This is a genomic window from Pedobacter sp. SYP-B3415 (assembly GCF_004138205.1).
GTDB lineage: Bacteria > Bacteroidota > Bacteroidia > Sphingobacteriales > Sphingobacteriaceae > Pedobacter.
Map to the genome: position 1 here is coordinate 138,127 of NZ_RXNQ01000032.1, position 18,941 is coordinate 157,067.

16 protein-coding genes and 1 pseudogene are annotated in these 18,941 nt (G+C 48.2%); 9 read left to right on the top strand and 8 right to left on the bottom strand.

Annotation, left to right across the window (positions count from 1 at the left end):
• Positions 1-62: 62 nt before the first annotated feature.
• The gene (locus EJV45_RS19495) at positions 63-206 is read left to right on the top strand and encodes a hypothetical protein (RefSeq protein WP_165305055.1); all 144 of its coding nucleotides are present in this window, start codon (positions 63-65) and stop codon (positions 204-206) included.
• A gap of 43 nt (positions 207-249) precedes the next feature.
• Here the strand turns inward: EJV45_RS19495 and EJV45_RS12540 are convergent, their stop codons facing one another.
• The gene (locus tag EJV45_RS12540; RefSeq protein WP_240755279.1) at positions 250-981 is read right to left on the bottom strand and encodes a LytTR family DNA-binding domain-containing protein; all 732 of its coding nucleotides are present in this window, start codon (positions 979-981) and stop codon (positions 250-252) included.
• Between the two features lie 170 nt (positions 982-1,151).
• Positions 1,152-2,396, bottom strand: coding sequence for a beta-ketoacyl-ACP synthase II (fabF, locus tag EJV45_RS12545; protein ID WP_129716032.1), 1,245 nt, complete (start codon positions 2,394-2,396; stop codon positions 1,152-1,154).
• Between the two features lie 667 nt (positions 2,397-3,063).
• On the opposite strand from fabF, the gene EJV45_RS12550 reads away from it, so the two are divergent.
• A complete protein-coding gene (locus EJV45_RS12550; RefSeq protein WP_129716033.1) occupies positions 3,064-3,669 on the top strand; it encodes a TetR/AcrR family transcriptional regulator in 606 nt (201 codons plus the stop codon).
• A gap of 13 nt (positions 3,670-3,682) precedes the next feature.
• Here the strand turns inward: EJV45_RS12550 and EJV45_RS12555 are convergent, their stop codons facing one another.
• On the bottom strand, positions 3,683-4,393 hold the full coding sequence (locus EJV45_RS12555) for an SDR family oxidoreductase (protein ID WP_129716034.1): 711 nt from the start codon (positions 4,391-4,393) through the stop codon (positions 3,683-3,685).
• A 204-nt stretch (positions 4,394-4,597) separates the two neighbouring features.
• Between EJV45_RS12555 and EJV45_RS12560 the strand changes: the two genes are divergently transcribed.
• On the top strand, positions 4,598-5,710 hold the full coding sequence (locus EJV45_RS12560) for a DUF695 domain-containing protein (RefSeq protein ID WP_165305056.1): 1,113 nt from the start codon (positions 4,598-4,600) through the stop codon (positions 5,708-5,710).
• Positions 5,711-5,926: 216 nt separating this feature from the next.
• Here EJV45_RS12560 and EJV45_RS12565 read toward each other — a convergent pair whose 3' ends face one another.
• The 5 genes and pseudogenes from EJV45_RS12565 to EJV45_RS12585 form a co-directional block, all read right to left on the bottom strand.
• Positions 5,927-6,640, bottom strand: coding sequence for a hypothetical protein (locus EJV45_RS12565; protein ID WP_129716036.1), 714 nt, complete (start codon positions 6,638-6,640; stop codon positions 5,927-5,929).
• A gap of 109 nt (positions 6,641-6,749) precedes the next feature.
• A pseudogene (locus EJV45_RS12570) lies at positions 6,750-7,862 on the bottom strand (acyltransferase family protein).
• Between the two features lie 281 nt (positions 7,863-8,143).
• Positions 8,144-8,572, bottom strand: a complete 429-nt coding sequence (locus tag EJV45_RS12575; RefSeq protein ID WP_129716037.1) for an arsenate reductase ArsC — start codon at positions 8,570-8,572, stop codon at positions 8,144-8,146.
• An 8-nt stretch (positions 8,573-8,580) separates the two neighbouring features.
• Positions 8,581-9,048: a DUF6428 family protein gene (locus EJV45_RS12580; protein WP_129716038.1), complete on the bottom strand. Its 468-nt coding sequence runs from the start codon at positions 9,046-9,048 to the stop codon at positions 8,581-8,583.
• A gap of 54 nt (positions 9,049-9,102) precedes the next feature.
• Positions 9,103-9,432: a helix-turn-helix transcriptional regulator gene (locus tag EJV45_RS12585; protein ID WP_129716190.1), complete on the bottom strand. Its 330-nt coding sequence runs from the start codon at positions 9,430-9,432 to the stop codon at positions 9,103-9,105.
• Positions 9,433-9,726: 294 nt separating this feature from the next.
• Here EJV45_RS12585 and EJV45_RS12590 point away from each other — a divergent pair, with 294 nt between their 5' ends.
• From EJV45_RS12590 to EJV45_RS12615, 6 genes are all read left to right on the top strand, one after another.
• Positions 9,727-10,326, top strand: coding sequence for an RNA polymerase sigma factor (locus EJV45_RS12590; RefSeq protein WP_129716039.1), 600 nt, complete (start codon positions 9,727-9,729; stop codon positions 10,324-10,326).
• 88 nt (positions 10,327-10,414) lie between these two features.
• Entirely contained in the window at positions 10,415-11,461 is a 1,047-nt protein-coding gene (locus EJV45_RS12595; RefSeq protein WP_129716040.1) for a FecR family protein, read from the top strand.
• Between the two features lie 148 nt (positions 11,462-11,609).
• On the top strand, positions 11,610-14,933 hold the full coding sequence (locus EJV45_RS12600) for a TonB-dependent receptor (protein WP_129716041.1): 3,324 nt from the start codon (positions 11,610-11,612) through the stop codon (positions 14,931-14,933).
• Between the two features lie 13 nt (positions 14,934-14,946).
• The gene (locus EJV45_RS12605; protein ID WP_129716042.1) at positions 14,947-16,647 is read left to right on the top strand and encodes a RagB/SusD family nutrient uptake outer membrane protein; all 1,701 of its coding nucleotides are present in this window, start codon (positions 14,947-14,949) and stop codon (positions 16,645-16,647) included.
• Positions 16,648-16,672: 25 nt separating this feature from the next.
• On the top strand, positions 16,673-17,719 hold the full coding sequence (locus EJV45_RS12610) for a gliding motility-associated C-terminal domain-containing protein (RefSeq protein WP_129716043.1): 1,047 nt from the start codon (positions 16,673-16,675) through the stop codon (positions 17,717-17,719).
• Positions 17,720-17,751: 32 nt separating this feature from the next.
• A complete protein-coding gene (locus EJV45_RS12615; RefSeq protein WP_129716044.1) occupies positions 17,752-18,681 on the top strand; it encodes a PorP/SprF family type IX secretion system membrane protein in 930 nt (309 codons plus the stop codon).
• Positions 18,682-18,941 lie beyond the last annotated feature (260 nt).

An 18,941-nucleotide genomic window follows, 5' to 3' on the forward strand; every position in this document is an offset into this window, starting at 1 on the left:
TTTCGATATAAACTCTTTTTTCATGCACTTCTACAGGCGTAGATTCAGTAAAAATTAAAACTATGAAACAGCGAACCTTTAACTTTTCAGACGCGAAGCTTTTCATCTTTAAGCAGGGAAAGGCTTCAAAACGCAGCTCGGATCCGACTACGTCGATGATCACAACGACCACGCATACGACAGGCCGGGCACTGCGCAAACCGTAAACATTCTTACCGATTGTTGATATCGTCCCAGACGGGGGGGAGGTTAGGGCTTCTTCCCCGTTCTTAACAGATGCCGGTTTACAAACTCAGTAAAATCTTTCCGGTAGTAGGCGCCAACTGTTAAGGTTACACCATTGGCCATTTTGATGGTATTGCCGTCAATATAATCGATATGGGCGCGTGCGATGATATAACTGCGCTGAAATTGCACAAATCCGGCATGCCTGCCAAAGATCGCTGCTATCTCCCGTAGTGGCATATAGGTCAGTACCTCCCTGGTCAGGGTGCGGATCAGCACATAGTTCAGCTTACTCTCAATCAGCACTACATCAGAAAAACGAATCTGTACCAACCTGTACTGGTCTGTCTTACTTTTTACAAAGAAAAATTCCTCTTCTTTTGCTGAAACTGTTGTGCCAGAGTCGGGAAATAGTTTGTTCATGGCAATAAAAAATTCCGCTTTACTGTAGGGTTTAAGCAGGTAATCATCGGCATCTGCTTTGAAGGCTTCGTACCCATAGCGGGTATGGCCCGTGGTGAAAACAAGTTTATCTGTTTTCCGGCGGATCTCCTTTGACAATTCGATCCCATTCAAATTGGGCATGTCGATGTCGAGCAGGACAAGGTCAACATGAGTGACAGCAGAAAAAGCGCGAAGCGCGGTAAGCGGATCTGTAAAACTCTGATGCAATTCCAGTCCGGGGCAGGCCTCAACATAACGCTTTAACCCTTCAACGGCGTGCGGCTCATCATCAATTATAATACATCTATACATGGTTAACTGGGATGCGCGTGAAATACTAAAGTTAACCATAAAGAGCAGACCGGCTGGTGTTGAAAACCACCCAATTGCTGAATTTACGCTGATAATGTTGGATTTGTAAGGCAATTAAATAAGGAAACCCGGGCATTTAGCCCGGGTTTCAGAATTACGTTGTCTTTAGTTTAGACGGATTTGAAAACTACGATTCCGTTGTGTCCGCCGAATCCGAATGTATTGCTCATGGCCACCTTTACCGGGTGATCAATCGTTTCTTTCAAAACGATCTGCAGATTTCCGGGTACAGCCGGATCCAGTACCTCCGTATTTATTGTTGGCGGAACGACCTGGTCGCGGATGGCGAGTATAGAAACGATTGCTTCTGCAGCCCCGGCCGCACCGAGTAAATGACCCGTCATGGATTTGGTGGCGCTGATTTTCATCTTCAGATCGTTGCCCCCGCTAAGTGCCTGGATGGCGTTTACCTCAGACAGATCGCCTACAGGTGTTGACGTTGCGTGCATGTTCAGGTAATCGACATCGCCGATCGTCAGCCCACCTTCGCTAAGCGCGTCGCGCATAGCCCGGGCAGCACCTAAGCCTTCGGGGTGTGTGGCAGTCATGTGGTAAGCATCCGCAGTCATTGCTGCACCGCAGATCTCCGCATAAATATGTGCCCCGCGGGCTACTGCATGTTCGTATTCTTCGAGCACCAAAGCGCCTGCCCCTTCGCCCATGACAAATCCGTCACGGTCGGCGTCGAAGGGTCTTGACGCCGTTTCCGGATTTTCGTTCCGGGCCGACATCGCTTTCATTGCGCTGAAACCGCCAAATGAGGCCGGTGTGATTGGCGCTTCAGAACCACCTGTGATGATAATTTTTGCTTTGTTGAGGCGGATATAATTGTAAGCGTCCATAATTGCCGTGTTCGAGGTGGCGCAGGCAGAAACCGTTGTGTAGTTCACGCCCATATACCCATTACGCAGCGAAATCATGCCTGAGGCCATATTGGCGATCAGTTTGGGAACGAAGAAAGGGCTGAATCGCGGGTGCCCGTCGCCAAGGGCGTAGCCTGTTACCTGCTCTTCGAAAGTTTCCATTCCGCCCTGGCCGGTACCCCAGATTACGCCAACGTCAAAAGGATCCATGTTTTTCAGCTCGAAGCCGGAATCTTTTATGGCTTCGTCTGCAGCAACCAGCGCATATTGTGTGAAAGGATCTGTGCGCTTAAGCTCAGCGCGATCCAGGAAATCGGCGGCATTAAAGTTTTTTAACTCACAGGCGAAGGTTGTACGGAACAGGGAGGCGTCGAACCGGGTAATTCTTGCCGCAGCACTTTTGCCCGCAACGATATTCTGCCAGAAGCTTCCCACGTTGTTACCCAGCGGCGTTAAAGCGCCAAGTCCGGTCACCACTACTCTTTTAAGCATAACTTGTTTTTTTTGATCGGCGCAAATATATAATAATTATACCGAACGGTATTTATGGGCTGCGGTTCACTGTTATCCCGAGAAAGTTTTGCGAAAGCCTATAGTTCTTTGGTTTCCAATAAGTGTGAGGCTATGGTATCGAACCGCTCACCGCCGCGGAGGCTCCTTCTTTTTCTTGGAAAAGAAGCACCTGAGGCATAGCCGAAAGCGTTCGTACCATTGAAAACAACATACAAGACACGAACAAACCGCTCCGGCTGTGTATCTCTTCTTGCATAAAAGCATCAAAAGTCCGACGGCGGCGGGAAAAGGCCCGGATTACCTCTGCGTCATTCCGTTCCGGGCTGGTTCCCCTCCTTGGTTCTTCTCAACCTCCCCAAGACAGTACAAGACTTTTAATACTTTTCTGCGGCGAGAAGATACAAGGCCGGTTCGCACCTATCAGTGACAGTAATCAGGCAAAACCGTCATCAAAACCACCGCCTGTACGTAAAACCCGCAGACATAGAATACAGAGGGCTTGATTCAGAAGACTCAGGCAAATACTGCTTTGAGTCTGTTCGGAAGGATCTTATTTTGTTGTGCAATTTTTACCGGCCGACAATGGCCCCTGTCCTTAGTCCGGCAACGTTTTGCCAATTACCAGCCCAATCGATATATTTAACCCGTGTTAAAAAATACTCCAAAATCGGCCCGTACCCGGCAGTTGATCATCGAGAGAACTGCTGCTCTTTTTAACACGAAAGGTTATGCCGGCACGTCTATGTCCGATCTGACATCAGCGACCGGCCTGACAAAGGGCAGCATTTACGGGAACTTTGAAAATAAGGAATCTGTCGCTATTGCGGTGTTCAACCATAACCTGCAGCAGGTAGAACAAATCATAAGCAGTTACAAGGAGCAAGCCGCCTCAGCTCATGCAGCACTAATGGCCTATGTGGCAGCTTACCGCCATTTTATAGATGGTGATTTCCCGCAGGGCGGCTGTCCGATTATGAATACCGCCACCGAAGCCGACGACACCATGCCGCGCCTGCGCGAAATGACGGTTGATGCATTGGAAAAGTGGCAGCAATCCCTTGTGCGTATCATTGAGCAGGGGCAGCAGAACGGCGAATTCCATGCGACATGCCAGGCCGAACAGACTGCGCTGTCGCTTATCGCGCTGATTGAAGGCGGGGTCATGATCGCGAAACTAAAAAACAGGCAGCAGCCTCTGGATCAGGTGCTGCTGACTGTGGAAGGGCTGATAAACGGTCTGCTGATACGCTGACTGCTGAAACGGCCTACTTTGGCAGGGTTGGCCTCACCTCGATTTTGCTGGGCAGCGTCCGTGGATGCATTTTCAGCAGATCGCTCACCAGCTGACCAATATCTTCCGGCTGTATTTTCCAGGCATCTTTTTCGGCATCGGGCGTGTGTTCATTAAAATGGGTAGCTACAGAGCCCGGCATAATCGTGCAGACCTTCACGTTATATTTCCTCAGGTCGAGCATAACGGCCTGCGTAAATCCGGTCAGTCCGAACTTACTGGCGTTATAAGCGGCTCCATTTTGAAAAAAGTTGGTTCCTGCCAGGCTGGAGATCGTGAAGATATGTCCTTCATTACGTTTAATCTCTTCAACACAGGCCTTGATGCTATAGAAAACACCGGTAAGGTTTGTGTCGATCGTATCGTGCCAGGCTTCTTCATCGAGTTCATCGATGGGCGCAAACGTACCGATGCCCGCATTAGCAACCAGTACATCAATACGGCCCCACTTATCAAGTATTTCCCGGACGGCTTGCTGCTGGGAGTTCAGATCCTTTACATCGGCCGCGAGGCCAAGAACGTTTTCGTTATCGCCAAGCTGTTGTGCTGCGGCGCCGGCGCTTTCGGCCGACCTGCTGGTTATGGCGACTTTATATCCTGCTTGCAGCAGTGCTTCTGCAATACCCAGGCCGATGCCCTTGCTGCCTCCGGTTATAAGCGCCACTTTATTTGTCGTTGTTGTCATGTCTTTTTTTTTCGAAATAACCAGCCGGGCAACCGAAATGTTTGCCCGGATAAAAAGTCGTTTTTATTGCTGTCTCAGGCGCGATTATGTGAACAGACCGGTGATATTTTGCCTGGAAGGCCTGTGCCCTATTTTTATGCACATCAGCATTTCTGTTCTCATTTTTTTTTGCAGATTAGCAGCGGACGTAGAAACCGGATGCGCATGTTTAAAAAATTATTCAGAAAAAAAGCAGTTACACTTCCATTAACCATATCTGGCTTTTGGAAATGGTTCGCCGGGCAGGAGCGGGACTTTTTTCAGGCCGTGCGCCGGGGCAGCCAGGTGGAAGCCGAATTTCTCGATGTCATCGGACCGGTAATTGGCAGGATCATCCCAGGGACTGCTTTCCTTACCGGCATGATGGAGGATGATACAGCCGAACTGATCTTTTCGGCAGATGGCGATTTACGCATTATTCCCTTTATCGAAGATCTTGTGAATGCCGCACCCGCGCTTCCGAACTGGAAATTCACTGCGCTCAAGCCGGCGCTTCAGGCCGAGGATGTAAACATTGAAATGAATGGCCTGCAATTTACCCGCGATAACATTTTTTTTTCGCCGGTGCTGCAGCCTGACTTCCCTGACGAAATTGCTCTGGCTGTTATTCATCAGGAATACGAACCCGGCCAGCACGATGACTTTACGAATGGCATTTATATTTACCTCGATAACCTGCTGGGCGAACTGAACTTTGCCACGACCATAGATCATCTTCGAATCATATCGAAAAGCGAAGAGCCTGAGGAATTGATTCCTGTAGAAAAGCTCCCGGCGTACCTGGTCTGGCGCGAAAAGGAATTCGTAGAGAAATATGATGGAATGCGGAGAACAACCGGCGAGGATGCCTTTCAAAGCTTTGAGGGGCAAACCAATGATGGTACACGCATTGTTGCTGTTCTGAACACCACCCTGCTTGATTGGGACGCCAAGGCTTCCCACCCCTGGTTTGTCAATATAGAGCTGTCATACACCGCCGAGGGCGACTCGGGCTTCCCGAATGAAACAGACCTTGGATTGATGGAAGCACTGGAAGAGGAGCTAATGGCCCGGCTGCCCGAACAGAACGGGTATCTGAACCTCGGCCGGGAAACAGGCGGCGGCAAGCGGCACATCTTTTTTGCATGCCGGGAATTCCGGCAGCCAGCGCGTACACTGAAACAAATGGCAGAAAGAAGCGGGGCGCAGTTAAGAATTTCGTTCGATATTTATAAAGACAAATACTGGCGAACCCTGGCTCATTTCACTAATGCAGCGGCCGGTATAGACGAAAGCTAACGGTTAACTACGACCGTAACCAGAGAACCGGCTGGCCGGCCGGTTTCAAATCGAAAACATTTTCAGACACATGATAGCCTTCGGGCACCCGATAAAGGTGCCGGGGCTCAGCAGAGTGGTTTTCTTTCGCTGTCGGTTTTTTTGCTGTGACCAGTATTCCCGCTTTTTTCTACAGGCCGTAAAGGCCGTCAGAATGAAGAAAACCCTATCTGTTCATCATCTTTGCAATGTTAATCGCCAGAAGACCTGTTCAGATGTGTTTTCTTTCCCCGCCCTGATACAAACCGAGTTGTTCGTATCCCAATGAGCGTCCTGCAATATCCATTTGTAGGGTGCAGAAAAAATCAGTTTCATTTTGTCTGATCCTTTCAGCGCCCAGACTTCAATATCTTCGGTAGGTGGCGGCATATGCTCGTACGTCTCATAGCCGTTCTGGTAGCTCGCAAAAATGAATTTTCCGTTTGGCGATACAAGGGGCAGGCCGCTTATCGTATCAATTTTCGCATTGCGCTGGTCAAGCAGAAGTACCGACTGGCTTTCATATTCGTTGAGTAAAATGACATGTTTTCTCAGACCCTTCAGAAACCCATAATAGCTGTGCTGTTTCTCATTTTCATCGTACGGCACACCGGCGTTGTCGGTAAAGCGGATGGTGTCCTGATGGATTGGCACAGCAAGGACGCCGTTACGCACGGTAAAACGCAGGGAGTCTTTTGCCAGTTGGTTCTTATATGACCGGCCGGCACGAAGAAATTCATCTTCAGAGATGGGCAGCAGAGCGGCTGTCGGGTTATCTGACGAAGCAGTGCCGGCAACATCGACCGGTACGCTCCGGCGGTTAACCGATTGCATGGGCTTTCGTGATTCCTGCGCGCAGGCAGATAACAGGCAGGTAATAGCGGTGATCGCAAAAAAAATGGTTTTTGACATATTTATCTTCCTACAGCGGAGTTTCTTCGGTAAAAAGATAAAAAAACCTGGGTTATCAAACACGATGTTTTTTGGGTTACAAGAGATTCGAGATACTTTCATATATCGGCTAGCCTATCTTTTTTCTCAGCCACTTCCGAACCGGCTCATCATACCATTTAAGCGCAGCGTATGCCAGGACAATGCTTCCGGCAAGAATAGCCAGTGCGTAAGGCCAGGCCTGTATGATTGTCGTGCCCTTGTTGTTACTGATCCAGGCTACATAAAAATAGACCAGTGGGTAATGAACCAGGTAAAGCGGATAGGAGATATCACCCAAAAATCTACAGATCTTTTGTTCTGTCCGGCTGTGTATGATGCCGCTGGCACCAAGATAAACGATCAGCGGGAAAACAACGATGATACATATGGATTCATACAGGCCATTCATCCAGAGATGTTCCGCCCCGCCGATTCGAGGCATGTACAAAACTGCTGCAATGAGAAGCGTGCACCATAAAAATGCATGTCTGATACGCGTCGGCTTAGCGACACGCGAAAGCAGCAGGCCGGCAAAAAAAGGATACATCGTACGCGTAATCCCGATGCGTAGCTGTTCGGCATTCAGCGTCCAGCCGCCGCTAACATCTCCGTTCGGACTTGTAATGGCCAGATGGGCAAGCGCTGCAGCTGCGATAACGACAAGGATGCTCAAGGTTGTTTTGGAGAACTTCCGTATGCCAATGGCGTACAGGGTATTGGCGATGTATTCAAAAAACAGGGATCAGCCAACACTGTTAAGCGGATGCATTTCCTGCCAGCCCCGAATATCCAGCGATAAAGGTATTGGCAGGATGGTGTAACCGATCAATAAGACGAGCAGCATTTTCCAAAGCGGAACCGTGTGGATAAGCGGCCATATGGCTGAATCTGTATAGTAAAAACCAATTGCTCCGAGTGTCATACCTAATACAACCATCGGCTGAAGCCGTTCAATGCGCCGTTTGAGGAAGGCGCCGAAAGTCATCTTGTTCCAGCGATCGTCGTATGCATAACCGATTACAAAGCCCGACAGCAGAAAGAAAAAATCGACAGCCAGGTAACCATGGTTGACCAGGATATCGAGGTGACCAGTACCCAGGGGTTCGGTGAGGTGAAAAGTAACGACAATAATAGCTGCTACACCACGTAACGCGTCCAGTATCGGGTAGTGCGGTTTGGTAGAAAGGCTGCTGTTTTCCATCTGTATGTTGTCCGGTTGCGGGCGTGATGTAAGGAAACGGTAAAACTAAAAAATAACTTGTTGGATGTAGCCAGAATGCAGATCGATCGTGGTTTTGTTACAAAGAAGCACGCGATTGACCAACGGCCAGAGCGGGCAGAGGAAGGTAAATGAAAAAGGGAAGATCGTGCGCAGAATTAAGGCGCGAATTTCCTGCCAGAGGTCACCTATACCACCGACAGATACATTTCCGAGCACTCTTCGGGGCGCACATCTGCTGTTTGTATGGCTGGCTGGACGAATCAGCGCTTCGTGTTATTTGTCAGGTTACTTATGATTTCTGCTGAATAGGCTTTAATTACATCGCGAACTTTTCTGAACTCATTCATTACCTCTTCAGGCGTCCCGGTTGCTTTTGCGGGATCCGGGAAGCTTTGGTGATAGCGATCTGCTTTTGCAGGAAATGCCGGGCACGCCTCGTTAGCGTTGTCGCAAACGGTGATCACCGCGTCAAAGTTAATTGATGCGTAGTCGTCTACGTGATTGGATGTATGGCCCGAGATATCGATGTGATCTTCCGCCATTACCTGGACCGCTTTGGGATTCACACCATGCGCTTCGATTCCGGCACTATAAATCTCCGCACGGTCGCCGCCAAAGTGTCTCAGGTAACCTTCGGCGATCTGGCTCCTGCAACTGTTTCCGGTGCACAGCACGAGTATCTTTTTCATGTCCGTATTTAACAGCAGCCACTACCCGGCGTACAAGACGACCCGGATGCCAGATTAATCATTGCAGTTTTTTGTTTCTCAGCCGGCACGCCGCATTGATCTGTAGCGAGGCATGCGGTTTTTTTTGCGATCAGAACGAAGTCTTGCCCGTCGTAGTTCAGGTCATATTTTCCAATGGTTTCGGCTTGGTATTCCACTTCAATTTCCAGATCTTCCATTGCCAGTATCTTTTCTGAAAGAGCAATGATATTCAGCAGTTTCGCTGCTTTCAGGCGGTGCTCATAATCATTGGCATCCCATAGCTGGAAGTTAGCCACTTTTTCATGGCGCACAGTTCCTCCACAGTCAATAAAGTCTTTGGTCATAGTTCCGATCTCTGTTACATGGAAGTGTTCAGGTACCATGTCTCCATTTTCCAGTTTGAAACTGACACCCTGGGCGGTAGATAGGATGTGTTTAATTTCCGATAGTTTCATAGATTTTGTTGTATAGTTCTGTTGCAATTTTTACGATTGTCCTGCTAAAAGCAGCTAACAGCAGGCTGTTTCTCCTTTGTAAGAGCGCAGGAAGACGCCCAGCTGTTCTTCCAAGGATTTCCATGTTTTAGGGTTGATGCAATAACAAACACTTACCCCTTCAACTGTTCCCTGGATGATCCCGGCAGTCTTCAGTTCCCGGAGGTGTTGAGAAATTGTGGCCTGTGCCAAACCAAGTTCGCCTACCAGGTCTCCGCAGATACACGTATTTGATATCATAATCCGTTGCAGAATGGCTATGCGTGCGGGATGGGCAATAGCTTTCAGTAAGGTGGAAAGCTGGTTTTGCTCGTCGGTGAAGATTTCTGATTTTGTAAGCCCCATAATTGTATATTGCAATATTACGATATTTAAATTGAGTAATAACTAGTTGCTCTCTTAAAATTTTATTCTCGAATGATTTTATAACATCTAAGCAGGAAGGGTGATCAATATTGTTTGGCAACATAAATGTTACTTTTCGCCTTTAATGCTTTAATAAATTTTTCATAAACTCGTTAATAAATCGATTTATTAGCTATAATTCTAGTTAATAAATCAGTATGTCGCATCAAAACGGCTAACCAAATCCTGACTGCGATAAACCATTACAAACAAACCTAAGTACCTTTTACAGGCATGAACAGAGATAAGGAATTACAACGTGCTGAGCATGAGCGCTCGTTGTGGGGATCCATGAAAGAGGGTGATCATGATGCCTATACCAAACTAATTGGTAATTATTTTCAACTTTTGTATAGCTACGGCGTACGTTTGGAGCGCGATGAAGAACTCGTTAAGGACTGCATCCAAACCATGTTCCACGATATCTGGAAAAACCATAAAAATCTTGCGCAGGAAGTATCTGTAAAGCCCTATTTCTTTAGCTGCCTGCGGCGGCTGCTCGTTAAACAACGCCGCGAATGGCTGCGCTTTGAAAAAATTGAAGATGACTACTGCTTTGACGTAGAAATTAACATCGAAACACGCCTGATAGAGGACCAGGAACTGAAAGAACAAAAAACACGTATTCAAACAGTGCTCAATAATATGCCGGCCAGACAACGGGAAATTTTATATCTCCGATTTTATGAGGGCCTTAATCACCAAAAAATCTGCGAAGTTATGCAGATCAACCACCAAGTCGTATACAACCTGCTGCATAAGTCACTCCTTCGTTTCAGGCGGGACTGGGCTGCGCTCGGGCTGCTTCTGCCATTGTATGCTCGCCTGAGCTAGAAACAAATTGAAATAAATAATTAGCGGGAAGGTTAGATTTTTCCATAAGCCCTCTCTTGTTATTGAAAGCCATCGCCAAACAGTATTCATGAAGGACGCCTATATCAATTTTGAACTCCAAGATTTTATCTTCGATGAGGCTTTTACGGGCTGGGCGCTCGGCCATGATCTCGTCAACGATGAGCAATGGGAACAGTGGATGTCCAAGCATCCCGGGCAGAGGCAGAAAGTGCTTCATGCAAGAAACATTATTCGCTCACTGCGCTTTGATCCGGGTAGGCAACTGCCGGCCGAAGCCGTAGCGCAGTTCATTAACGAAGAAAAAATACGGGAACAGGAAGAGCGGAAAATCCGCAAAACCTTTAACCGGGGCAGGCTATTGGCTATCGCTGCCTGTTTGTGTTTAATCGGCAGCTTTGCGGCCTTATATTATCACGCGGATCTCGCATTCTGGAAAACCGGTCTTGTGATTGAGAATACCACAAACACTTCTCGGCTTGTTGTCTTGCCTGACAGCAGTACAGTCATTTTAAGGCCGGGATCATCAATCGAATTTCCTGAAAGATTTGCCCCACAACGCAGAATTGTTTCACTAAACGGGACGGCATTTTTTGAGGTAACCAGGAATCCGAAATCCCCTTTCCACATTGTCAGCGGGGAAATGGAGACAATTGTTAAGGGAACCAGTTTTCTGATAGATGCACCGGAGACATCAAAACAATTCAGCGTTACTGTAAGTACCGGAGAGGTGGAGGTCAGAAAGGGAGGACGGTTCCGTGAGTCATCATCGCAGGGCCACGTTGAGCTATTTCCGAACCAACAGGTCAGGTTTAGCCGGGAAGGCGGAACATTTGAAACCAGGTCACTTGAGCATTCTTCGCCGCTTTCCGGCGCACAGGCCCGGCAGTTATTCAGTTTCAAAGACAGCCCTGTTTCCGAGATCCTGAACAAACTAAGTGAAGTCTATGAGATTCCGATTAATTATAACCCTCAAACGGTTTCGGCCTGCCGGCTATCGGTGTCGTTACAGGAAGACTCCTTACTTGATAAACTCTCAATCATCTGCAAAACCATTGATGCCACATTTACAGCAGAGGATGGGAGGATTGTAATTATTGGTAAGGGATGCAACTAATTAAACTACTATAACCAAATACGAACTATGACGATAACGACTACTACGACAAGCTAAATCCGAATCATTTCCGGAACCAATTGACCGGCCGTATTTACGGCCGGACAGAGACCTTTTTTTCAAAATTTTAACCAAATAAACCAGATCTATGAGAAAGAAACCTTTACTCTTGATGATGAGAATGTCGATCTTGCAGCTCTCACTAGGCCTGTGTCTGATTAGCGGAGCGCTTGCCGCCACCGTCAGTGCACAGGTCAGGCTGAATAAGGAGATCACAGTCAAACAAGCCAATGTAAGGCTTGAAACAGCGCTGCAGGCCATTGAAAAAGCTGGCGACTTCAGCTTTATTTACAAGACGGATGTAACAGATATTAAACGGAATTTGTCCTTAAATGTGACCAGGAAGCCGTTGTCTGCAGTCCTGTCTGATTTGTTAACGCCCTTATCACTCGCTTACGAAGTGCAAGGGGACTATATTATTATCAGAAACACTGCTCCAAAACCAGCACCGGCATCTTCCGGCGCGAGCCGCCAGGATGACCTGACGATAAAAGGAATTGTAAAGGAGGCAAACGGAGAGCCGCTGCCGGGTGTTACAGTCCGCGTTTCCGGAACTCAGACGGCGGTGAGCACGAGCTCAACCGGTACATTTACCATCAAGGTTCCTTCTGAAAGTGCTGTGCTGATCTTTTCGGCCATTGGCTACGACCGTCAGGAAGTGACTGTAGGCAAACAACGCAGTATCAACCTGACTTTGACACAAACCAGCGAGTCGCTGCAAGAGGTAGTTGTAAAAATCGCATACGGCGAGCAGAAAAAAGCAAAAGTTACGGGTTCAATTGCAACCATTACCACCAAAGAACTTGTTCAGAGTCCGGTATCTAACCTGAGTAATGCCCTGGCCGGCCGGTTGCCGGGTTTGCTGACCACCCAGCGAAGCGGCGAACCGGGCGTTGATGCCAGTACGCTTTATATTCGCGGTCTTGCAACATTGAACGGTAAGACGCCACTCATCATCGTAGATGGCGTTGAACGTAGTTTCGAATATCTTGATCCGAACGATATCGAATCTTTGTCCATCCTGAAAGATGCTGCTGCGACTGCACCATTTGGTATGCGTGCCGCCAATGGTGTTGTGCTTGTTACCACCAAACGCGGAAAAGTCGGTGCTCCTGTTGTAAGTTTCCGCTCGTCATTGGGTATTCAGGAAGCAACACGGCTTCCGGATTATCTCGGTTCATATGACTATGCACGTTTGCGTAATGAGGCACTTGTAAACGACGGCAGTCAGCCCAGCTTTACAAATGCACAATTAGAAGGTTATCGCAACGGGAGCCTGCCGAACACCGATTATTACAAATTCATCATGCAGCCATCTAAAGTGGGCCAGGGTAACCTGAACGTTTCGGGCGGCTCGCAAACGGCGAGATATTTTATATCTGCCGGTTACAACATGCAGGAGGGTAATTATAAGTTTACTAAAAATAATCCTGAAGGGTATAACTCGAATAATATTATGCAGCGTTATAACCTCCGTGCCAACGTCGACGTAGACATTACACCTACATTGATAGCACGGGTAGACGTTGCAGGTATCCTGACCAACAGGAATGACCCGAACACATCTGCAGGCACGGTAATGAACCTGGCAAACCGGATGGCGCCGATCTACCCGATCTTTAACCCGGATGGGTCGCTCTTCGGAAACGGTACTTTTACCAGCAACATTTATGGCGAGGTGACCAGCCGCGGTTACCGGGTATTTAACAACACCACTGTTCAGGGTACATTCTCACTGACCCGTAAGCTTGACTTCATAACGAAGAACCTTAGCCTGAAGGGATCATTCTCCTATGATAACACCAACAGGCCAAGTGTAACTTATGGCCGTAACTACGCAGTGTATCAGCCAAACTATAACAATGCGGGAGAGATTCAAAGCTATACACAAAGAGGGGAGAATAGCAAGATTGATCCCAACGGAAGCTTCAACGGCGGGGGCGCTACGCGTACAACCTATACGGAACTCGCTGCAAACTGGAACCGTTCATTTGGCAGCCACACGTTAACCGCAATGGCATTGATGAACAGGCAGCTGAGAAGGGAAGACTCACGAATTCCTTATGCGTATCAGAGTTTTCTTGGCCGTGTAACGTATGATTTCAGAAGCAAGTATCTTGTTGAGCTGAACGCAGCCTATCAGGGTTCTGAAAACTTCCCGACTCAGGATCGTTACGGCCTTTTCCCTGCGATCTCATTGGGCTGGAATATCTCTGAAGAAGAATTTATCAAAAAAAGTGCACCATGGGTATCCATGCTGAAGCTACGCGGTTCGTATGGTGAAGTTGGTAACGATGCGACATCAGATCGTTTCCTATGGTTTACATCATGGGCAGGTGCAGATCCATACTGGTTCGGAACCGGAGCCGGTCAGGCGAATGGCTGGGCTCAGGGAGCGGTAGGTAATGAGGGTGTGACATGGGAGCGCGGACGTCAGGTGAATGTCGGTATCGATGCGATGCTGTTCAAAGATAAACTCGGTTTCACCGTTGATGCCTTTACCCAGCGCCGCAGCGACATTCTTACCGGCAGGAACACGTTGTCAGATGTATTTGGTCAGGGTATCAAACCTCAGAACATTGCAATTGTAGACAGCTGGGGTATGGAGTTTGAGCTTAACCACAAACTAAAGGTTGGTGAAGTAACATACTTTATCAAACCGAACATGACAATCACCAAAAACAAGATTGTTTATCAGGATGAGGTGCCGCGCGCTTATCCATGGATGGTCCGTACGGGCAATCCCATTGATACTAAATTTGGCCTGATCTGGGACGGTTTCTTCCGCGATGCGACTGATATTGCCAACAGCCCGGCGCAGAACTTCTCTGCATACGGCCCCGGCGATATGAAGTACCGCAAACTTACCGGACCGGAATATGCATTTGTACAGCAGTCATTTGACGAAGCCCGGATCGGATATGCACGCACGCCAGAGATTATGTTTGGTGCTTCGCTAGGTCTGGATTATAAAGGTTTTGATTTTACACTCCTGCTCCAGGGAGCTACAAATGCCGATGTTATCCTGAACAATGAAGCTGCCTACGAATTTTTCCAGGAGGGTAAGGTTAAGCCTTTCCACCTTGGGCGCTGGACTCCTGAAACTGCCGGGACGGCAACGTACCCAAGACTGCATACCGGTGCACATGGAAATAACCACCGTGCTTCATCTTTCTGGGTCAGAGATGCAAGTTACCTGAGGTTGAAAAATGCCGAAGTTGGTTATATGCTGCCGCAGAAATGGGTGATGCCGCTTGGACTGTCATACTTCCGCATCTATGCAAACGGTATGAACCTGTTGACGTTCGATAAGCTGAAAGATTTTCAGGTAGACCCTGAAGTGGGCGACGGCAACGGAGCCATGTACCCTATTCAAAAAATCTGGAATTTCGGTATTGATGTTCATTTTTAACGGATAATTTAAGATGAAAAAGATAATAACAATGATGGGGCTGGCCTTGTGTGCCGGTCTGACAATGACATCCTGTAAGAAAGGCTTTCTGGACCGTGCCGCTACGACACAGCAGCAGGATGTCGATATATTCACAAGTTTTAATCAAACCGACCTGGTCATAAATAACCTGTATCGCCGTACGCCGCGGGTTTACGGTTACCTGGCAGGTTACAACATGTCGTCTGCAACCGACGAATCAAAAGATGCTTCAACATGGATGGCTTCCATGCGTTTTAACAATGGTTCGTGGTCAGGAAATGATAACCCAATCGGAAACACATGGCGCGATAATTATGTTGCGATCAGACAGGCAAACTCTATCCTGGAAGGTATTGCCAAATACAATACCCCGGACGATCCCAATAACCCTGGTTATCTGGAAAACAGGATCGGCGAAGTTTATTACCTCCGCGCACACTTTCTTGCAGAGTTGCTTCGCCAGTTCGGCGGGGCGATTATCGTGACCAAAACTATGCTGCCAACCGATATAGACGAGTTGAACAAACCGCGCAGTACGTACGATCAGTGTGTTGAGCAGATTTCAAAGGATTGCGACGAAGCAGCCAAGCGCCTGCCTACTGAATACCCGGCGTCACAGGCGGGAAGGGTAACAAAAGGTACCTGCCTCGCACTGAAGTCCCGCATGACTCTTTATTCAGCAAGTCCGCTGTGGGCCATCGCAGGTAAGACTTCGGCGCGCCCTGATATAAGCAGTAACAACACAGCATCAGACCCTGTTAAATGGCAGCGTGCAGCTGCAGCTGCAAAAGCGGTCATTGATCTTCGTAATAAAGACGGTGCCGAGGTATATGCGCTCGAGCCCACGCTTGCGTTGCGGCAGGACATGTTTAAAAGCACCACCCTGCAGAGCAAAGAGGTGATCTGGGTACGTATGAATGACTTTACCGGTCAGGCCCTTGATCAGTATATCTTTTCGAACGGGAATGGCGGCTGGTCTGGCGCAGCGCCTACACAGAACCTCGTAAACGACTATGAAATGAACGATGGCCTGTCGATCCGCACCTCTCCGCTTTATAATCCGGCAAGACCATATATCAACAGAGACCCGCGTTTCTACACAGACATTCTCTACAACAGAGCGCAATTCAAGGGACGCGCAATTGAAACACAGCCGGGTGGCAGAGACGAACAAAGTACGGCAACAGACCGCACGCGTACCGGTTACTTCCTGCGCAAACTTACCGACGAGGCGATTACGATCGGGCAGGGCGCAGGCCGGAATGTTCATGGTATCGTTTTTCGCCTCGCTGAGATTTACCTCAACTATGCAGAAGCGCTGAACGAATATGACCCAGGAAACCCGGAGATCCTCACCTACGTTAACCGGATCCGTGCGCGGGCCGGTCAGCCAAACCTTCCTACCGGGCTTACCCAGGATCAAATGCGCCAGCGTATCAGAAATGAGCGCCGCATTGAATTGTCTTTCGAAAATCACCGGTTCTGGGATGTTCGCCGCTGGAAAATTGCCGAAACGACAGAAAAAGAAATCTTCGGCATGAAGGCAGCGCCAAAGGCCGGCGCTCCTGACGGTTATGAATACACCATCTTTAAAGTCGAAGACCGCCTCTGGAGAAATGCAATGTATGTCATCCCTATTACTCAGGATGAAACCCTCAGAAATCCCAATCTTCAGCAAAACGAGGGCTGGTAGCAGATAAATTTAAAGCGCGAAAATTATGAAACTATATATCAAACTTCTTCTATGCCTGATACTGCCGGCTATTGCCTGGCAGGCATCAGCACAGGATATCATCAGCCGCGGAGGAACATTAACCGTTTCTGCCGACAACTCAAATGCCGGTGAAAACTCCAGCAAATTCGTCGATAACAATGTTAACTCGAAATTCCTTCTATTTAATTTCGCTTCAGGTACCTGGATGCAGTGGCAATGCCGTGTGGCTGCGGTTTGCGGACAGTATACCCTTACCTCTGGTGATGATGCGCCAGAACGCGATCCTAAGAGCTGGACGCTGTCAGGTTCAAATGACGGGACAACCTGGACCCTGCTTGACACAAGGACAAACGAAACCTTCCAGTCGCGGAAACAGACCCGGTACTTTAAAATTGCCAACACCACCCCTTATCTCTATTACAGGCTAACTATTTCTGCCATTAACGGGGCGACGTTGTTTCAGGCTTCTGAATGGCGCCTGTTGGAAGGTGCGATTCCGCTTGCGCCTGAACCAAGCGGTAGCGCTCTTTCTCAAACTGAGATTAAAATTGACTGGAAGGCCGTAGAGGACGCTACTGGATTCGAATTGGAGCGTTCAATTGCGGGTGCGGCGTTTACCCGCATCGCAACGCTGGGTTCAAACGTCACAACGTATACAGACAAAAATCTGAATGCACGCGTCAAATATACGTATCGCATGCGTTCGCTGGGTGCGGTGGCGAATTCACCTTACACCGCAAACTTTACCGTTACCACCAAAAGCGATGTAGAGGGTACACCTACAGTTATTCCAAACAATGTATTGTCTCCTAACGGAGATGGTATAAATGACACCTGGACCATTAAGTATCTGGATTATTATGAAAAAAACGAGGTGCTGATCTACGACAAAACAGGTCGAATGGTGTTTCGTCAGGCCAATTATAAGAATGACTGGAATGCAACCTTTGAAGGCAGACCGCTACCTGAAGGAACATACTATTATGTGATCAGGTTCTGGCCAGGCATTCCTGACGCAAAGGGTGCGCTCTTTCTTGTGCGCGACAGGTAGTTAATAATGTAAAGAAATCAAAACAGAAAGAAATGCTAGACATTAAAAAATATAGTAAGCCAGGCCGGTATTTCGGCTTGTTTCTCGGCATAGGCATGGCGCTGACCGCAAGCGCACCAGTGAAAGCGCAGCTGAGTGAGCTTGGCAATATGTACTTCACCAATCAGTACTTTGCAAATCCGGCGATGGCCGGTTTAACTGAGGGTCTGAATCTCAACCTGGCTTATCGCCGGCAGTTTACCGAGATTGCACAAACCCCGAACCTGTCCTCATTGACCGCTGAATACGGCCTTGGTGAAAAGATGGGTGTTGGTCTCAACGTTTACACAGACCAGGTAGGTGTATTTCGCAGCACCCGCGCAATGGTGAGCTATGCGTACCATCTTCCACTAAACGCCAATGACGCCAAATTGAATTTTGGAATTTCGGCCGGACTCATGAGTGAGCGTCTAAGTACCGGAGATATGGTTGGTGGCGCGAACGATCCAAGTGTTGCCGCTTTTAACGATCGCGGTAACTATTTTGACGGCGACCTCGGCATATCCTATACGGATGGAAAGCTGACGCTCCAGGCATCAGCACCAAACTTTATGGGTTTTTTCAGAGATTATACGATGGAGGGGCTGTCAAACCGCGGCATGATCTTCGCCGCAGCGAGCTACAAATCGAAACTAAATCTCGACGGAGTGAATCCGCTTGGTATTGAACCGAAGTTCGTTTACAGAAAAATTGCAGGATACGAAGCTTTGTTTGATGCAGGAGCTAACCTGACATTTCTGCAGGAAAAATTAAGCATCATGGGCCTCTATCATAGCGATCTAAGCTTTACCGCGGGAGCCGGAGTAAGAATTAAAGATGCGCTGGGTATCACCGGCATGTACCGGTCAGCTACAGGCGACCCTCAAAACTTTAGCTATAGCAAGTTCGAGATCGGACTTCAGCTCAAGCTATCGCGAAACTAATCATCCATATCCCGACATCTATGTGCTCAGTCTGCCGGCTTCATGCCGGCAGACTTTTTCGTTTTTGTCATCTGACAGGCAAAAATGCGTTTGGTTGATGATGCGCGGCTCATGACCAACGGCTTGGATAGCCCGGGGGAGGGCTGACATTATCAAAAAGGCATGTTTATTTTCAGTTTTATCCGGTGCCTATGGCGTATTCGGTGAAACGCAATCATGGAGCATTGATTACAAGAGATGTGATACCGTACTGAAACGCA